This window comes from Candidatus Zixiibacteriota bacterium, assembly GCA_017999435.1.
Classification (GTDB): Bacteria; Zixibacteria; MSB-5A5; order GN15; family FEB-12; genus JAGNLV01.
Genome location: JAGNLV010000004.1, coordinates 505591 through 522187, shown reverse-complemented (window position 1 = coordinate 522187; position 16597 = coordinate 505591). Strand labels below are relative to the sequence as shown.

General features: G+C 67.5%; 13 protein-coding genes and 1 tRNA gene. 5 read left to right on the top strand and 9 right to left on the bottom strand.

Features of this window, described 5'->3' with window-relative positions:
- Nucleotide 1: 1 nt before the first annotated feature.
- Together KA261_12670 and KA261_12665 are read right to left on the bottom strand one after the other, a co-directional pair.
- Nucleotides 2-75, bottom strand: a tRNA-Arg gene (locus KA261_12670).
- A 49-nt stretch (nt 76-124) separates the two neighbouring features.
- On the bottom strand, nt 125-1321 hold the full coding sequence (locus KA261_12665; GenBank protein MBP7698655.1) for a class I SAM-dependent rRNA methyltransferase: 1197 nt from the start codon (nt 1319-1321) through the stop codon (nt 125-127).
- A gap of 201 nt (nt 1322-1522) precedes the next feature.
- On the opposite strand from KA261_12665, the gene KA261_12660 reads away from it, so the two are divergent.
- Both KA261_12660 and KA261_12655 read left to right on the top strand, forming a co-directional pair.
- Nucleotides 1523-2932, top strand: coding sequence for a c-type cytochrome (locus KA261_12660; protein ID MBP7698654.1), 1410 nt, complete (start codon nt 1523-1525; stop codon nt 2930-2932).
- 15 nt (nt 2933-2947) lie between these two features.
- Complete coding sequence (locus tag KA261_12655) at nt 2948-4336, top strand: cytochrome c (GenBank protein MBP7698653.1); 1389 nt, start codon at nt 2948-2950, stop codon at nt 4334-4336.
- Nucleotides 4337-4498: 162 nt separating this feature from the next.
- Here the strand turns inward: KA261_12655 and KA261_12650 are convergent, their stop codons facing one another.
- From KA261_12650 to KA261_12620, 7 genes are all read right to left on the bottom strand, one after another.
- Nucleotides 4499-4963, bottom strand: coding sequence for a hypothetical protein (locus KA261_12650; GenBank protein MBP7698652.1), 465 nt, complete (start codon nt 4961-4963; stop codon nt 4499-4501).
- The gene (locus KA261_12645; protein ID MBP7698651.1) at nt 4957-5865 is read right to left on the bottom strand and encodes an RsmB/NOP family class I SAM-dependent RNA methyltransferase; all 909 of its coding nucleotides are present in this window, start codon (nt 5863-5865) and stop codon (nt 4957-4959) included. The genes KA261_12650 and KA261_12645 overlap by 7 nt, the downstream gene beginning before the upstream one ends.
- A gap of 190 nt (nt 5866-6055) precedes the next feature.
- Complete coding sequence (locus KA261_12640; GenBank protein MBP7698650.1) at nt 6056-8092, bottom strand: von Willebrand factor type A domain-containing protein; 2037 nt, start codon at nt 8090-8092, stop codon at nt 6056-6058.
- A gap of 144 nt (nt 8093-8236) precedes the next feature.
- Nucleotides 8237-11287 carry a right-handed parallel beta-helix repeat-containing protein gene (locus KA261_12635; protein MBP7698649.1) on the bottom strand — a complete coding sequence of 1017 codons (3051 nt, stop codon included), beginning with the start codon at nt 11285-11287 and terminating at the stop codon, nt 8237-8239.
- Between the two features lie 125 nt (nt 11288-11412).
- Nucleotides 11413-12234, bottom strand: a complete 822-nt coding sequence (locus KA261_12630) for an A/G-specific adenine glycosylase (protein ID MBP7698648.1) — start codon at nt 12232-12234, stop codon at nt 11413-11415.
- Nucleotides 12235-12270: 36 nt separating this feature from the next.
- Nucleotides 12271-12675, bottom strand: a complete 405-nt coding sequence (locus tag KA261_12625; GenBank protein ID MBP7698647.1) for a DUF2087 domain-containing protein — start codon at nt 12673-12675, stop codon at nt 12271-12273.
- Nucleotides 12672-13253, bottom strand: coding sequence for a hypothetical protein (locus KA261_12620; GenBank protein ID MBP7698646.1), 582 nt, complete (start codon nt 13251-13253; stop codon nt 12672-12674). The genes KA261_12625 and KA261_12620 overlap by 4 nt, the downstream gene beginning before the upstream one ends.
- A gap of 136 nt (nt 13254-13389) precedes the next feature.
- Between KA261_12620 and KA261_12615 the strand changes: the two genes are divergently transcribed.
- The 3 genes from KA261_12615 to KA261_12605 all read left to right on the top strand — a co-directional run bounded on the left by KA261_12615 (nt 13390) and on the right by KA261_12605 (nt 16370).
- A complete protein-coding gene (locus KA261_12615) occupies nt 13390-14016 on the top strand; it encodes a hypothetical protein (protein MBP7698645.1) in 627 nt (208 codons plus the stop codon).
- Nucleotides 14013-14489 carry a hypothetical protein gene (locus KA261_12610; GenBank protein ID MBP7698644.1) on the top strand — a complete coding sequence of 159 codons (477 nt, stop codon included), beginning with the start codon at nt 14013-14015 and terminating at the stop codon, nt 14487-14489. The genes KA261_12615 and KA261_12610 overlap by 4 nt, the downstream gene beginning before the upstream one ends.
- Before the next feature lie 159 nt (nt 14490-14648).
- Nucleotides 14649-16370 carry a hypothetical protein gene (locus KA261_12605; protein ID MBP7698643.1) on the top strand — a complete coding sequence of 574 codons (1722 nt, stop codon included), beginning with the start codon at nt 14649-14651 and terminating at the stop codon, nt 16368-16370.
- Nucleotides 16371-16597 lie beyond the last annotated feature (227 nt).

Below are 16597 nucleotides of genomic sequence, written 5' to 3'. Positions count from 1 at the left end.
ATACCCCCGGCAGGACTCGAACCTGCTACCCTCTGCTTAGAAGGCAGATGCTCTATCCGGATGAGCTACGGGGGCGTCCGATCATTCTACACCAAAATACCCGCCCCCGCCTGATCCCGCAACACTAAACTCGCCGCCGCACCTGGCACACGAACGACTTCAGGTAAAACGACTCGGGAAAATGCAGGGCCACGGGATGATCCGCCGCCTGCCGCACCGTGGCCAGCACGTGAAGCTGGACCCCCGCCTGGGCGGCCGCCCGCCGCAGGGTCGTGGCGAAGTCATCCTCGGTGAAGAAAAACGAACAGCTCGAGGTCACGAGAAGGCCCTGATCGCGCAGGATCCGCAGCGCCGCCCGGTTGAGGAAGTGGTACCCCTTGCGCCCCTCCTCGGCATGCCGGCGCGACTTGATCAGCGCCGGCGGATCGAGCAGCACCATGTCGAACTCCGGCTCCGACCGCTGACCGAGCCACTGGAAAACGTCGGCCTCTTCAGCCGTGATGCGCGCCGCCGCCAGCCCGTTGGCCTCCGCCTCCGGCCCCACGGCGGCAAGCGCCGCCGCCGAGGAATCCACGCAGTGCACGTGCTCGGCCCCGCCTTTCAGGGCCGCGACGCCCGCCGCTCCCCGGTAGGAAAACAGGTCGGCCACTCTCCGCCCGGCCGCCAGCGCCCGCGCCTGCCGCCGCACATCTCTCTGATCGAGGAAAAACCCCGTCTTCTGCCCGCCCGTCACGTCGGCCGTAAACCTGAGCCCGTGTTCCGCAAACTCCACTCTTTCCGGAAGCACTCCGGAGAGCAGCCCGCTGGCCGGCGCGAGGCCTTCCTCGGTGCGCGCGGGGAGATCGCTCCGCTCGTAGATCGCCGCCGGCGTCAGCACGTCGGCCAGCGCCTGCAGGATCGGCTCCCGCAGTCCCTCCGCGCCGGCCGTCGCGAACTGCACGACCGCCACCTCCCCGTACCGATCGACGACCAGCCCCGGCAGCCCGTCGGCCTCCCCGAACACCGCCCGGTATCCGGTGACTGTCTCGTCTGCGCCGATTCCGACCAGCCTTCGCCGCTCGACCGCCTCCCGCACCCGCTCGCGGATCCACTCCCGCGTGATGGGCGCTTCCTCCCACGCCAGCACGCGCACCGCGATCATCCCCTTGGCCGAGTACGTTCCCGTCGCAATGACCTGGCCCGAGGCCTCGGCTACCCGGACGAGCGCGCCGTGGGGGACCTCCGGTTTGCCCTCGGCGAGGGCGCCGGAGAAGATCCATGGATGGCGGTTGGCCGGGGCGTTTTCGCGCCCGGCTTTGAGCGTGAGCAACGGGTACGTCATAGCGGTGGAATATACGCAAATCCCCGGCCGGTGCAACCGCGCATCGTTCGCCGGCGGGTCGGTTCCGATTAATAATTGACGGCACAGCCCGCGTTGCGTACCTTTGAGTCCTCGTGCGGCCGGCGCTTAAGGCCGGGGCGGCGGCCGGTATCGTGGGAACCGGCGGGCGGGCGTTCCCGCCGCCGCAGCGTGCGAGGAGCCATGGATTTTCCGCTGTTCTATCTGGATTTCATCGGCAATCGCCTGCTCATGGCGGCGGTGGCGATCACCCACGTCATGATCAACCATCCCATGGCGGTCGGGGCCTGGCCGCTGGTCGCGCTTTTGGAGTGGTGGGGACGCCGCCGCGGCGACCTCGACCTCGATGCTCTCGCCTACAAAATCACCTTCGTCCTGTTCATCATCACCACGACCTTCGGCGCTCTCACCGGGGTCGGGATCTGGCTCACCGCCGCTCTCATCGCCCCCTTCGGCATCGGCAGCCTCATCCGCGTCTTCTTCTGGGCCTGGTTCATCGAGTGGCTGGTGTTCATCAGCGAGGTCGGCCTGGTCATCGTGTACTTCCTGATGTGGCAGCGCTGGCGCGAAGGCCGTTGGAAAGCGCTGCACAACGCCGTGGGCGCCGTCCTCGCCGTCGGCTCCTGGCTCACCATGGCCATCATCGTCGCCATCCTCGGTTTCATGATGGGGACCGGGTCCTGGGCGGCCGACCGCAGCTTCTTCTCGGCCGTCTTCAACCCGCTCTACCTCCCCCAGCTGGTGTTCCGCACCGGGCTGGCCATGGTCACCGCGGGCTTCACGGTCTGGTTCCTGACCTTCTTCTTCACCCGGACCCGCCCCGAACTTCGCCGGCGGGTAGTGCGCATCGTGTCCGGGTGGGTGCTCGCCTGGACTCCTGTCGTTCTCATCGGGGCTGTCTGGTACTGGCGGCGCGTGCCCGCGCCGATGGCGGCCAACCTCGATGTGGCTTTCCTTACCCAGCGCCTGACCCAGTGGTACGATACTTTCCTCTATGTCGTCGCGGCCGTGCTCGCCCTCACCGTCCTGATCGCGCTGGCCGGCCTGGCCCGCCCGGCCCTGATTCCCCGGGCCGTGCTCGTCATCCCCTTCCTGCTCGGTCTCTACACGCTCGGCCACTTCGAGCGCGTGCGCGAGTTCATTCGCAAACCCCACGTTGTCGCCGACTACATGTACTCCAACGGGGTGACCATGTCGGAGCTGCCGATTTTCCAGCGCGACGGGATTTTGACGTACTCCGCCTACAGCACCGTTCGCCAGGTCACTTCGGCCAACAAGGTTGACGCCGGCCGCGATGTGTACATGCTCGCCTGCTCCCGCTGCCACACGGTGAGCGGGGTCAACAGCGTCCTGACCCGTTTCCGCAACCTCTACGGAGACACGCCCTGGGATCCGGCCGTCCTGAGTTCCTTCATCGCCGTCATGCACAACACCCGCACCTTCATGCCGCCGTTTCCCGGCGCCCCGGCCGAGGCGGATGCCCTGGCGGCCTATCTGAGAGACCTGCAGGAACGGCCGCGCGGTCTGCCGGGCGCGCAGGCGGTCGGGTATTCCCCGCGGGCCGCGGCCGCCGCGGCCGGGCCGGGGCAGTGAGGGGAGGTGATGACGATGGCTCCACTAGACCTTGCCGCCCGCGTCCCGCGCGATCTGTCGTTGCCTCTGCCGCTCGACCCCGCCGTGATTGAAGTGTTCCTGGTCGTCCTGTTTCTCCTGCACATCGTGTTCGTCAATCTGATGGTCGGCGGGTCGCTGCTGACGGTCGTGTGCGAAATTGTCGGCCGCTCCCATCCCCGTTACGATGCCCTCGCGCGGCGGATCGGCGCCACCATCACCGTCAGCAAGAGCCTCGCCGTGGTGCTCGGCGTCGGTCCGCTCCTGTGCATCAACCTGCTCTATACGCTCTACTTCTACTCGGCCAACGCGCTCACCGGCTATGCCTGGATTTCGCTCGTCCCGTTGGTCATCACCGCGTTCCTCCTGAGCTACCTCCACAAGTACACCTGGGAGCGCTGGACCGGGCCGGCGAAGAACCATCACATCGTGATCGGGGCCGCCGGGGCGTTCTTCTTCCTGATGATCCCGCTCATCTTCCTGGCCAACATCAACCTGATGCTCTTTCCCGACCAATGGTCCGCGGTGCGCGGGTTCTTTTCGTCGCTGCAGTACGGCAACGTCTTCCCGCGCTACTTCCATTTCCTGACCGCCTCGCTCGCCGTCACCGGCCTGTTTCTCGCGGGCTGGTTCGGCCGCCGGCGATTCCCGGTCGAACAGCTGCTTCCCGCTTTTACCCGGGCCGAGTTGCGCGGTCTCTTCTACCGCCTCGCTTTCTGGGCGACGGCGGCGCAACTCGTCTTTGGGCCTCTGCTGCTGCTCACGCTCCCGCTGCGTGGCATCAGTTGGACTCTGCTCGCCGTCGTCGGCGTCGCTGCGGTTTTCGTCGTTCTCATTCTGGCCCTGCTCTGGCGGGAGACCCGCGCGGGCAATCCGGCGATCGGGCGCCGCTACGGCGCGGTCATCGCCCTGTTCACCGTCCTTGCGCTCTTCATGGCGACCGGCCGCCATCTCTACCGCGAGACCGCCCTCAGCCGGCACCGGCTCGCGGTCGCCGACCGCACCGCTACTTTCGCCGCGGTGGAGTTGGCGGCCCGGATGCGTCTGGCGGCCGGGCTGGGGGTCGGCGAGACGGTCGGCGGCGCTCCGACCGGGCCGAGCGTCTTCTCAAACTGCGCCGCCTGTCATGCGCTCGACAAGGTCCTCGCCGCGCCGTCCATCAAAGAGATCTACTCGCTCTACGCCAACAACCCGGCGGGCATCGTCCAGTGGGCGAAGAACCCCGGTAAGAAACGCCCGCAATTTCAGCCTATGCCTTCGATGGCCCACCTCGGCGACGAAAAACTGCAGCTGGTGGCGGACTACATGCTCAGCCTGGGCGGGGGAGATGGGGACGCAAATGCAGCGGACCAGCCCGCCGGGAGCCCCGAGCAGAGCCGTCCGTAGCGCAGGGCGGATAGTTCCCACGAAGGATGTTGTGTCGGTCAGGACCACAAGGGTCGTGACGGGACCGCTTACGTCGTTGGCAGGAATGTCAGGAACACAAGGGTCCTGACCTGCAGGAGATCATGGCCGGGCGGGTGGCCCGCCACCATGGGCGACCGCCCGCTACCACTGCTCCAAGGTAAGCCGGTTGGCTTTGGGAATCTGGTTCTCGAGCGTCCGCCCTTTGAGGAGTCCGCAGCCGAGACAGTGCTCCTCCCACACCACCATCACAAACCCCCGCTCGGCGCCCCCGATCTGATTCTCCGCCAGCTCGAGGTCGCTTCCGGAGCAGAAGGGCGCCACCTGCCCGCGCTCCAGATGTATGATGTTGCGGGTCACGTGGCGGCCGAACAACTGGAAGAAGCTCGTCGCGGGTTTGATGGTCGCTCCGGCGCGGGCGATGAGCACGCCGCCGGTGTCGGTCCGCGCGAGCGGGAAATCAGTCTTCGGCCCGAGAAAGATCTTCTGCCGCGCCGATTCCGACAGGTACAACTCGTACGGTTCGAGGAGCGCCGTGTCGAACCCGAAACGCTCGGCCAGGCAGGCGAGCAGTTGCCGGCGGATTTCGTCGGGGCAGGGGGTCAGCATCGCACCACCTTCGCCACGAAAAATCCGTCGGTATCGTTGGCGTGCGGCCAGACCCGCCCGCAGCGGGCGACAGGCGCGAGGTACCGCCGCCCCTCCCACTCCGCGAGACCCGGCGCGAAGCGGAACCCCGGCAGCGCCGCCGGAACCGTCTCGGCCGGCCGGCTGCGCAGGAGGAAATCCACGACTCCTTCGTTCTCCTCGGGCGCCAGCGAACACGTCGAATAGACGAGCGTGCCTCCGGGATGAAGCAGGTCGAACGCCCGCAGGATCAGATCCTTCTGCCGCTCGGCGTAGCCGGCGGAGACGGCGCTCGTCCAGGTCTCGAGCACTTTCGGGCTCTTGCGGACCGTCCCGCTCGACGAGCAGGGGGCGTCGAGGAGGACGGTGTCGAACGACGCTTTCGGAAAGAGCTGCAGTTCGTAGTTGGTGATGAGGGTGTTGATCGCCCCGAACTTGTGGACATTGAACTGGAGCGCGCGGATCCGGCCGTAGCTTCGGTCGTTGGCGACAATGACGTTGCGGTTGGCCATGATCGCCGCGGCGAGCGTGGTTTTTGAACCCGGCGCGGCGCAGGCGTCGAGCACCGTCCGGGCGCCGCGCAGCTCCCCGGCGGCGACCAGCGGGGGAAGCATCGAGGCGGCCTCCTGGATGTAGATGGTCCCCAGGAAGCGCTCGAGCGTGGCGGCGAGGTTGATGTGCGGGTCGGCCGCAAAGGCCGCCTCGAACCACGGCAGAGGTGTGATTGTCAATCCGATGGCCCGCAGCCGAGCGACCGTCGCCCCGACGTCGGCCTTGAGCGTATTTACGCGGAAGGTGTTGCGGGGCGGACGGGTCAGGGTCGCGAGGAAAGCCGGGTAATCGTCGACCGCCCCCCGGTAGCGCGCGGCGAAGCGCTCTGCCACGCCGGCTGCGGCCGCGCGCCGCGTTCTGTCATGTCCCGCGAGATTCTCCACAGCGCGACAGTATAGGCAGAACGGAACGGCGGGGCAAGCCGCTTCCGCCGGATCCTCCGCCGGCGCCCGCGCGGCGCGCCAAGAAAAAGCGCGGCCGATCCCTCGTTCGGCCGCGCCCTCGAAAGAGCTGCTCCCGCGCTCAGCGCTCGGCGAGCTCGTCTTCATAGTGCATGGCGCGCGCAATGAGGTCGGCCAGTTCGGCCGCTTCTTCCGATCCGGTCTCGCTCCGGACGCGGTGCGCCACGCGAATCACATCGGACAGCCGCGAGTCCCGCGCCCAGTAGGAGTGGCGCAGGATCTCGGCGAACTCGGCGGCCGCGGCGGCCAGCCGGAAATCGGGGTCGGCCTCAGCGAACGCGCGGTCGAACACCTCGTCGGTGATGCGCCCGGTGATCTCCGCCACGCGGTCGCGGTCCGGATCCTTGTAGCGGATCCGCACGATGCCGAGATCGCCCGGCCGGGCGCCGTCATCGTCCTCGCGCCGGTCGATGATGGCGTGTTTGTCGCGGCGGTTCCCGTCGCTCCACAGCTTGATCTCATACAGCGCCGTCACCTGGTGCCCGGCGCCGACCTCGCCGCCGTCCACCGCATCGTTGCGGAAATCGCGGTCGGCCACGTCGCGGTTCTCGTACCCGAGCAGACGGTAGCTGCGGACCGCACGCGGGTCGAACTCCACCTGAATCTTCACGTCGCGCGCGATCACCTGCAGGTTGCCGGTCAGGTTGTCGATGAACACGCGGCGCGCCTCGGCCGCATCGTCGACATAGGCGTAGAACCCGTCCCCCTTGTTGCCGAGCTGCTCCATGAGCACGTCGTTGTAGTTGCCCATGCCGAACCCGACCGCCGTCAGCGTGATTCCCCGTTCGGCGTAGCGCCGAATGTCGCGGAGAATCTCCTCCGGACCGGTCTTGCCGACATTGGCCACGCCGTCGGAGCACAGAATAATCCGGTTGATCTGTCCGCGCACGAAGTTGCGGTCGGCCATCCGATACCCCAGGCGGAGGCCCTCTTCCGCATTGGTCGAACCGCCCGGCTCGAGGCCGTCGATCACGCGCAGGATCCTGGTCCGGTGGCCCGCTCCCGTCGGCTCGAGCAGCACCCGGCCCGAGGAGCCGTACACGACGATACCGACCCGATCGTCCGGCAGGAGCTGGTCGACCAGGTAGCGCAGCGACTGCTTCACCAGGCCGAGCCGGTTCTCCCGCGCCATCGACCCGGAGACGTCGATCACGAACACCAAGGTCGCCGGCTTCCGCTCCTCAGGATCGATCTCTCGTCCCTTGATGCCGATCCGCAAGAGGCGCGTCTTCTCGCCGAACAGCGAGGGCGCCCCGTCGGCATAGACGCGGAAAGTCTCGCGCCGCGGAGGATCGTAGTCGTAGGTGAAGTGGTTGATGAACTCCTCCGTCCGCACCGCCTCGGCCGGCGGAAGGTGGCCGTCCTGAAGATACGAGCGGGTCATGATGTAGGAGGCGTCATCGACATCGACGGCAAAGGTCGAGAGATGGTCGTCATCGGTGTCGACGAACGGGTTGACGCCGTAGTCGCGGAAAAACATGGCGTCGTAGGGCTGCCCGTTGACGATCGCCGAGCCGCCGTGCGCCGGCGGGAGCGAATTCTCCCTCGTAATGTACTCCGCCTCGCCCGCCCTGCCGCCGCGCATGAAGATCTCAACCCCGTGGCCGGCGGCGGCCGCATCCGGAGGTTGCCGGAGCGCCTGATCCTCTGCCGGCAACCGGTACATCGGGATTTCCTCCTTGGTCACCGGAGCCTGGCTGCTGCTCTCCGGGACGCCGAGCTTGTCCTTCGTGCCGAGGATCCGCACGTCGCTTTTGACCGCGCCGTTCTTCTCCAGGGCCACCGACCGCACGGCGGTCGATCCTTCAGCCACCTCGACGCCCGCCAGCTCGACAGTACGGTACTCGACGTGGCTGAAACGCAGGAGGTGGGAACCCGGCGCGACGTTGTCGATCCGGTAGCGGCCGTCCAGATCGGTCTGGGCGCCGAAGGCGGTCCCGACGACCAGCACCGAGGCACTGGTCACCGGCCGGCCCGTCTCCTTGTCGGTGACGGTACCGGTGATGGTTCCTGTGGCGGTTGGTTTTCGCTCGCCGGATGCGGCAATCCACATCGGGGTGAGGATCGCAAACAGCAGAAAGAGTCCTGTGCGGCGCATACGCCACCTCCTTAACTAGGGCGGTTGATCGCTGTCTTCGAGGGGATTACACCGGAGAGCCGCGCATCTTCCCGGAAAGGCGCAGGAAAAGCGGTGCCGGTGGAAAATTGCACAGGTCGGTCGGGGCCGGCCGACACCGAAAGCTCAGCTCGGACCGTACTCCCAGCAGTACGGGGCCGGGCCGGAGCGGAAGAGAAAGGCGATCAGGTAGGCCAGGTCGGAGATTCGCACCGCCCCGTCGTTGTTGACGTCGGCCGCGTCTATCTCCGGCGGAGGCGGGCCGCCCCGGAACAGATAGGCGACTAGGTAGGTCACGTCGGCCACGCCCGGGTTCCCGACCCCGTCGCCGTTCGCGTCTCCGCAGACATAGCCCAGCACGAACGGCATGAACTGCACCCAACCCTTGGAGGGATCATCGACCTGGTCCCAGATGAGCGCCGCGACCCCCGCGGAATCGTCGTCCCCCCAGGCGTTCTCGCGGGCGTAGATCGTCTGCGCGCCGTCGTTGTACAGCGCGAACGTGCCGTTCCGCGACAGGTTGCAGCCCGCTCCGGCGACCGAACCGATGACCGGCTTGGCGTCATTGGCGCAATACACACCGCACTGGGCGTTGCCGCTGATCAGACTGCTGGCCAGGTAGGGCGTCCCGCCGCTGACGGAGACGCCGTGCACGGCGTTGTCCGTGATCCGGGAGCGGAGCACCCGCGACACGCTGTTGGTCAGCGTCAGCCCGGACTCGGTGCAGCTGTCGATCGTGCAGTCCGTGATCATCGGCGAGGCGTCCGCGACATAGAGACTGCGCGCCGAACGGTAGATGCAGTTTTTCAGATACGACGCCGAGTCGATCGTCTGGTCGCTGAAGCGGAGGCCGGCCCACGAGGCGGTGTTGGTGTCGCGGGTCAGGACAATCGGCTCGCCGCCCAGGGCGTCGGCCTTCAACCCGCCCGCGGCGGTGTACCCGACGCGCAGCCCGAACGAGGCGGAGGGAAATTCCAGGCGAAGGCCGGGGGAGAGGGTCAGCACCGGAGTGCCGGCTCCCTGCACGTAGACGATCCCCGAGGTCCCGGCGAGGTAGCGCCGGACATTGGGGAAGGCCCGCCAGACGGCGGACTCGCCCACGATCCCGCCCTGCACGGCGATCGTCTGGTCCGGGCTTGAGAAAAGGTTGTCGGCGGCGATCCGGCCCACGCTGTTGGGTTCCAGCCAGAGCGCGTGGCCGCCGTTGAAGCCGATCGTGTTGCCCGCAAACACCTCCAGCGGCCCGCCCACTACGCCGTTCTCGGCGTTGCCCGTGATCGCGCAGCCGGAAATACCCGGTGGCAGCCCGCTGATCGTGATGCCGTCGCCGCCGTTATCGGCGATCGTGCAGCCGGTCAGTTGCGCCTGGCTGTTGACGAGCGCCAGCCCGTCGCCGAGACAGCTGTCGATCCGGCAACTGTCCAGGACCGGGGAGGCGTCGGTGCAGGCGACGGTCTGGGCGCGCCGGATGACCGTGTGCCCGAGGCGGCACAGCGAGTCGACAGCCGAGGCGCCGAAGGCCAACCCGCCCCAGGAGGCGGCCGGACCCGCCGGTACCAGCAGCACCGGCAGTTCCTCTGTCCCCTCGGCGATGAGCCCGCCGGGGGCCGCCGCGCCGACAATCAGCCCGTAGGAGGGGTGTCCGAACTCCAGCCGCACCCCCGCCGCCAGCGTCAGCACCGGCGTCGCCGCCCCCTGCACGTTGACGGCCGCCGTGCTCGCCACCACATACCGCTCAATTCCCGGGTGCGCCCGCCACGTGCCCGAGGCCGACACCGTGCCGGGGAGCACGTAAATCGTGGGGTCGCCGTTTCCGGCGAGGCTGTTGGTGGCGTCGACGCGGCCGGCCGAGGTCGGGCCGACAGCCAGCGGGGCGGCAGCATTGCCCGACACGACATTCCCCGAAAACGCCGTGAGCATGGTCCCGTAGACGCCGTAACTGCCGTTGCCGGAGATCTCGCAGCCGGTGACCGGGACCTGCGAGGAGCTCAGGCGAATACCGACGCCGCTGTTATCGGCAATCACGCAATTGCCGATGACCGATTGCGAGCCGATGAGCGAGAGACCGTCTCCCGCACAACTGTCGATCCGGCAGCTGTCGAACACGGGGGAGGAGAAGTTGCAGACGATCCCCTGGCTGCGGCGGACGAGGCAGTTGCGCAGCAGGCATTCCTCGTCGCGGGCGTTGCTCTCGAAGCGGATCCCCCGCCACTGCGCGATCGAGGCGTGCGGGACGAAGCTGATCGGGTTGGTCGACGGGGCATCGGCGATCAGCGTGCCGGGGTTCCCCAGACCGACCGAGAGAGTCCCGGTCGCGACCGCGAATTCGAGGCGCACACCCGGGTCGAGCACGAGGGTCGGCGCGAGCGGACCGGCGACCGAGAGGTCGCCGCCGCCGAGGATCACGAATGTTGAAATGCCGCTCAGCGGTTTCCAGACCGCCGAATCGCCGACCGTGCCGCCGAGAACGCCGAATGCCTGAATCGCGTTGACCATGAACTGGTTGCCTGCGGCGAGGCGACCGATCGAGGCCGCCCCCAGCACCAGCGGGTAGCTCCCGTTGCGCCGCAGCGTGTTGCCCGTAAAAACCGCTGCGTTCTCGCCATAGATCCCGGACCCGCCGTTGTCCGAAAGCGTGCACATCGTCACCGTCGCCAGCGATCCGGTCAGCCGGATGCCGTGCGAGGAGTTGTACAGAATGTCGCACTGCCCGATGATCGCCTGCGAGGCGGCCAGGTCGATGCCGATCGTGCTGCTGTCGATTGTGCAGTCGTGAATTGTCGGCGACGCGCCGGTGCACAGAACGCCGGCGGCGCCCCCCCGCCGCACTGTCACCCCCTCCAGGTGCGCCGAGGTGTCTTCACCCGTTTCGAAACGGACCGCCGCGTTGACGCTGTCGCCGTAGATGATCGTGGCCTCCCGGCCGCCCGAGGACCGCACGACAATGCTCCGCCCGATGAACGAGATGTTCTCGTGGTATGTGCCGGGGGCGATGAGCACCGTGTCGCCGGGGAGCGTCCCGAGAATAGCCGCCTGGATCGTGGCCGAGTCGGCCGGAACGTTGATCGTGGCGGCCGCCGCCGGCCGCGGAATCGTGGCGATCAGCACCAGGCAAACCAGGAGGGCTTGGAGAACGCGGAAGGGGGCCACGGGGGCTGACGGTTTCGCCAAATACATGAACGGCTCCTGCAACAGATCCTGTAATCGCTTGATCGGCGGATATCGCAGTACGCCTTAAATATAGTGGGCGGGCACGGATATGCCAAGCGGGAAGTCGGCGCCCGGAGCCGGTTTTCCCCTCCCTAGGGCAGCCGCACCGTGCGCCCGGTCGCCACCGCAAGACCGTCCCGGGCCAGCCCCTCGGCGGCCGCCCGCACCTCGGCCATCGACCGCCCCAGGTCGCGGGCAAGCGTGCCCAGGCTGACTCGGGATCGGCGGGTGAGACGCCGGATGATCTCCCCGCGAATCTGCCGGATCGAGCCTTCGAACCGCGGCTGGCGGCGCACCCGCAAGCGCCGGCTCTCCCGGGGCGGGAGGCCGAGGCGCGCGTAGTCCATGAGGGCCGCGTGCCACGCCCGAATACCCGTGCGCGGGAGCACGAGCTCGGCGATCCGCTGGATCTCGGCCGGCCGCGCATCCGCCGCGAGCCCGAACCGGTGGAGCAGCACCTTCCGGACATTCGTGTCGACTGCCGCCACCCGCCGGCCGAAAGCGAACGCCGCAACCGCGTTCGCGGTGTAGGGTCCGATTCCGGGAAGGCGGCGCAATACCGCCGGGTCGGAGGGAAGCTCCCCGCCGTACTCGCCGACAACCGTCTGCGCGAGCTTCTGCAGGTACAGCGCCCGCCGATTGTACCCGAGCCCCGACCAGGCGGCGAGGACGGCGCGGATGGGGGCCGCCGCCACCGTTTGCCAGTCGGGAAAGCGCCGGAGCCAGGCCTCGTAGTACGGCGTCACGCGCTCGACCGTCGTCTGCTGGAGCATGATCTCCGCGACCGTGATCGCGTATGGATCATTCGTCTCGCGAAACGGCAGATGCCGTCCGTGGCGGCGGTAGAAGGCCCGGATGTCGCGCCGAAAGGCGGCGATGTGCGCCGCGGAGAGATCGGAGTGCCTGCCGGTCATTGTGATACCGTCCTCGTTGAGTGGGGATCGCGGCGCTCACCGGTGCGCCTGGCGGCGCTTCTCGCGCCGCTCCCGCGCCTCCCGCACTGCCTGCGCCGGGTCGATCGCCGCCGTCTCGGGTTCGAACAAGTCGGCCGTCCGCTGCGGCTCCAGGCGGTAGGCGTTGCCGGCCGGATCGCGCGCCAGGAAGCCTTCATCGACCAGTTGCCGGCGCAGCGACACGAAGTCGATATCGATCGACCGGCCGACATCGGCCAGCCACGCCGCGATCACCGCGTTGATGTCGGGCTCGCTGTAGGTGCGCCCCGGAACCAGTTCCCGCACGATGCTCCCGAGCAGGATGAGTTGGTCGCGCCGCCGGCGGGGGAGACCCGGGTTGTTGCGCTGGGTGCAGAGGGCCTCGAGCCGCGCGCGGAATTCAACCGCCGTAATGCGGTTCATGCGGCCTCCGCAGGATGGCGGGATCGGGAAAACCGCCGCACCGCCGCCGCCGCCAGCACGCCCAGCAGGAGGACAACGGAGAGCGTGGTGAGACACGACTTGGCGATGGTGAACCCGCTGCTCCACCGCACCAGGCCGGGGGAGAAGTCCGGATAGGAGGCGAGCATGGCGATGATCGCGGCGTTCTCCGCGTAGTCGAAAAGGCCCGCCAGGAGCGGCATCGCCGCCGCCCCGAGGGCCCATGTCCGCCGCGGCGAAACCCGCCACATCAGGTAGAGGAGAAGCCACGCGAAAGTCACTCCGAACAGAAACGGGTAGAGCAGGTCGACCGGGATCTGCTCGGTAAGGTAGGCGCGGCGGCCCGCCTCCCCCAGTCGCTCGAACAACTGCGCGGCGTACGCCGGGCTGTACCCGACCGGCATCAGGTCGAGAATCTGCATCCCTCCGGCCCGGGCCGAAACCGCCGGGATGGAGACGAAAATCATGTGGCCATAGACCGCCAGCGTCAGCACGATAAGCGCCAGCAGGACCTTGCCCCGGCGGCGCCCTGTGGCCATGGACTCCCAGAACTTCATCATACCTGCAACTCGCGCGGCCATCGGACAGGAGTATAGACATCGGCGCCGCGCCGCGCCACCGGCTTTTGGGCGGACGGCGAAAACATCTTTCTCCTTGAGCCGGTTCGCGTGTATACATATATAGTTGCTTATGAAGATGACTCGGGCAATTCCGGCCGGGTGCCTCGCGGCGCTCCTGCTGGGCGCGGCGGCCTCCGCGCAGACCATTGAGGGGCTTCAGGTTCCACCGGCCGACTCGGCCGAGGCCGAACGCCTCCGCATCTGGGCGGCCGCCGAAGGCACCTCCCGCTGCCGCATGATCGTCGAGGTCGTCGACTCCGCCAATCGGGTCGTCCGCCGCCTCGTCGACTTCCTCGCCGCCCCCGGCTACTACAACTTCTACTGGGACAAACGCGACGACTCCGGCCTCCGCGTGCCCGAGGGCAAATACCGCGGCCGCGTCGACTACTGCGGCGCGCTCAGCTGGGAAAATCTCACGGCCCGCTACTCCCTGTGGGAACTGCAGAGCGACCTCACCCCCTTCGATCCCGACAACCCCTTCCGCATCGGCGTGGTCCTCACGGCCGATGGCGCACCGGTGGCGGCCGAGATCCTCAACCGGCGCGACGTGCACTTCGATGTCATGCTCCCGGACACGGTGCTCGACATCGGCACCCACTGGATACCCTATCGGCCGCCCGAGCGCATGCCGCGCGGCAATTACACCATCCGGATCAAAGTCGGCGACTACGAGTACCGCCGGGAGGTCACCTACCTGCCATGAGCGTGCTCGTCCGCTGTCTCGCCGGCCTGGGGGCGGTCGTGCTGGCCGCGGCCGCGGCGCTGATCGGGTGCGCCCCGCCCCCGCCGGTGGCCGACCAGCCCACCGTCCCGCGCGGTTTCTACGACGAGGTCTGGGTGGAGCCGCGCATTGTCCACGCCGACTCCGTTTTCACCCTGATTCGAGCAGACCGGAAAGACTCGGTGTTCGTGCGCACCAACGAAGTCGACCCCAATGCCTGGGCGCCGGCCCTCGAGTTCAAGGTCGCCCCGGACACCTGCTTCGTGTCGGTCACCCTGCACTTCCTCGAGTCCGACCGCCCCGCGCTTCCCCTTCTGGCGCGCTATCTGCCGAAGGGTTACTACAAGCTCACGGTCAACAATCCGCTCAGGTTCGGGGAGACGGTGTACCGGGGCTCATGCCTGCTCGGTGCGACCGTGTGCGGCCGCCGTCAGACGGTGCCGATCGTGCGGTGAGAGGGCATCGCGCGCTCCGTGTTGCCTTGACAGAATTGAACTTCCTAGTATCTTGCACAAGGCGGCGGAATTTCTCAGGTTCCCGCATCGTTCCTGGCCGGCATCGCACAACGCCGCCCGACGGTTTTGCCAGAGCAGCAAATCGCAAGGAGATAAGCTATGTCAATTCCCCGATCCACCGCCGTGGCGGCGGCCGCGGTCGTGACTCTCGCCGCCGCCCTCATGGCCGGCGCCCCCCAGGTGATTTCGTTCCAGGGCCGGCTCACCGATGACCTCGGCATCCCGGTAGCGGACGGTCCGGCGGACGTGCGCATCATTATCTGGAACGACCCGACCGCCGCCCTGCCCGAAAACGAAGTCTGGAATTCGGGGGTGGTGACCGTCACTACTGTCGGCGGCCTCTTCTCCCTCAACCTCGGCGTTTCCCCGATGCCCGCGCTCACTCCGGACCTCTTCGCCGATACCAACCTCTGGGTCGGGCTCTCGATCGAGGGTCAGGCGGAGGGACAACCGCGGATCAGACTCGGCTCGGCGGCTTTCGCTTTCCGCGCCGTGCGCGCCGACACCGCCGCGTACGCCCTGGCCTCGCCGGGCGGGACCTCCGACCACGGCAGCCTCACCGGACTGCTCGACGATGACCACCCCCAGTACGTACGGGTCGACGGCAGCCGCGCGCTGATCGGCGATTTGTATATGTCGGGGCGCCTGATCCGGAACCTGGCCCCAGGACAGCTCGCCTCCGATGCCATCCGCTATGACCAGGCGATGAAGCTGGGCGATCCCGCCGGGGGCGACCTGGCCGGCACCTATCCCGATCCGCAACTGGCGGCCAACTCGGTGGGCCTGGCGGAACTGGCCGCCGGCTCGGTGAACTCCGAGAAAGTGCTCGACAACACCCTCAGCGCGCTCGACCTGGCCAACGGCTCGGTGCAGACCGCCGAGATCGCCGACGGCACCATTGTCGACGCCGACATCTCGCCGACCGCTGCGATCGCGGTCGACAAAGTGGCCGGGACGGCCGCGAGCCTCTCCGGCGCCCAGACAGTCACGGGCGCCAAGACGTTTGTCGGAGGCGTCAAAATCGGCAGCGCCGGCGCCCCCTCCGCCTCCGCGGCTCTCGAAGTGAGCAAGGAATTTCTGAGTCCCGGCCTCGTCTACGGTCTGAGTCTCGGGGCCGCCAACAACGGCGCGGGTTCGGTCCACAGCCTGTATGCCGCCGCCTCCGGGCCGGTCGCGCATTCGGGCTACCGGACCGGGGTCTATGCCCTGGCCGGGGCGGCCGACGCCACCGCCGGCTATTCGCGCGGCCTCGCCGCTTTCGGCCTCGGCGGCGAAACCGCCTACGGCGTCTATGCCTACGCCTCCGCCGGCGCCACCAACTGGGCGGGGTACTTCGACGGCGACGTCGCCGTCACCGGCACCCTCTCCAAAGCTGCCGGGTCGTTCCGCATCGACCACCCGCTCGATCCGGAAAACAGGTACCTCCAGCATTCCTTCGTCGAGTCCCCCGATATGAAGAACATCTACGACGGGGTGGTGACGACCGATGCCGCGGGCTACGCCGTTGTGACGCTGCCCGACTACTTCGAGGCCCTCAACCGGGATTTCCGCTACCAGCTCACCGTGATCGGGGACTTCGCCCAGGCGATCATCGCCGAAAAAGTCGCCGGCGGACGGTTCGTCATCAGGACCGACAAGCCCAACATCGAGGTCTCATGGCAGGTGACCGGGATCCGGCACGATCCCTATGCGGAGACCCACCGCATCGCGGTCGAGCTTGACAAACCGGCGCGGGAGCGCGGCCGCTACCAGAACCCCGAGGCCTACGGATTAGGGTCGGACCGGTCGATCAACCGCGCCGAGCGGACGGTGCAGGAGTAGCCGCGAGACTGAAAAAAAAGCGATTGACAAAAACAAAAAAAGGCGTTACTTGGCGAAACAAAGGGGACGGAGACGCCGTCCTAATGCTGTGATGAATTGTTGACCGCTGCATAGTGATAGACTCAGGAGGATTCCGTGATCCAGCTTAAGGTCTACATCTCGGCTGCCATGCCGAACGGGAAGAAATGCGGCGGGAGGAGTGTGTCTGTTTAGGCCGCTCCCACGAG

Coding starts and splice junctions, on each gene's coding strand:
- KA261_12665 (MBP7698655.1), bottom strand. CDS start 1,321: ATGACGTACCCGTTGCTCACGCTCAAAGCCGGGCGCGAAAACGCCCCG.
- KA261_12660 (MBP7698654.1), top strand. CDS start 1,523: ATGGATTTTCCGCTGTTCTATCTGGATTTCATCGGCAATCGCCTGCTC.
- KA261_12655 (MBP7698653.1), top strand. CDS start 2,948: ATGGCTCCACTAGACCTTGCCGCCCGCGTCCCGCGCGATCTGTCGTTG.
- KA261_12650 (MBP7698652.1), bottom strand. CDS start 4,963: ATGCTGACCCCCTGCCCCGACGAAATCCGCCGGCAACTGCTCGCCTGC.
- KA261_12640 (MBP7698650.1), bottom strand. CDS start 8,092: ATGCGCCGCACAGGACTCTTTCTGCTGTTTGCGATCCTCACCCCGATG.
- KA261_12635 (MBP7698649.1), bottom strand. CDS start 11,287: ATGTATTTGGCGAAACCGTCAGCCCCCGTGGCCCCCTTCCGCGTTCTC.
- KA261_12630 (MBP7698648.1), bottom strand. CDS start 12,234: ATGACCGGCAGGCACTCCGATCTCTCCGCGGCGCACATCGCCGCCTTT.
- KA261_12625 (MBP7698647.1), bottom strand. CDS start 12,675: ATGAACCGCATTACGGCGGTTGAATTCCGCGCGCGGCTCGAGGCCCTC.
- KA261_12620 (MBP7698646.1), bottom strand. CDS start 13,253: ATGATGAAGTTCTGGGAGTCCATGGCCACAGGGCGCCGCCGGGGCAAG.
- KA261_12615 (MBP7698645.1), top strand. CDS start 13,390: ATGACTCGGGCAATTCCGGCCGGGTGCCTCGCGGCGCTCCTGCTGGGC.
- KA261_12610 (MBP7698644.1), top strand. CDS start 14,013: ATGAGCGTGCTCGTCCGCTGTCTCGCCGGCCTGGGGGCGGTCGTGCTG.
- KA261_12605 (MBP7698643.1), top strand. CDS start 14,649: ATGTCAATTCCCCGATCCACCGCCGTGGCGGCGGCCGCGGTCGTGACT.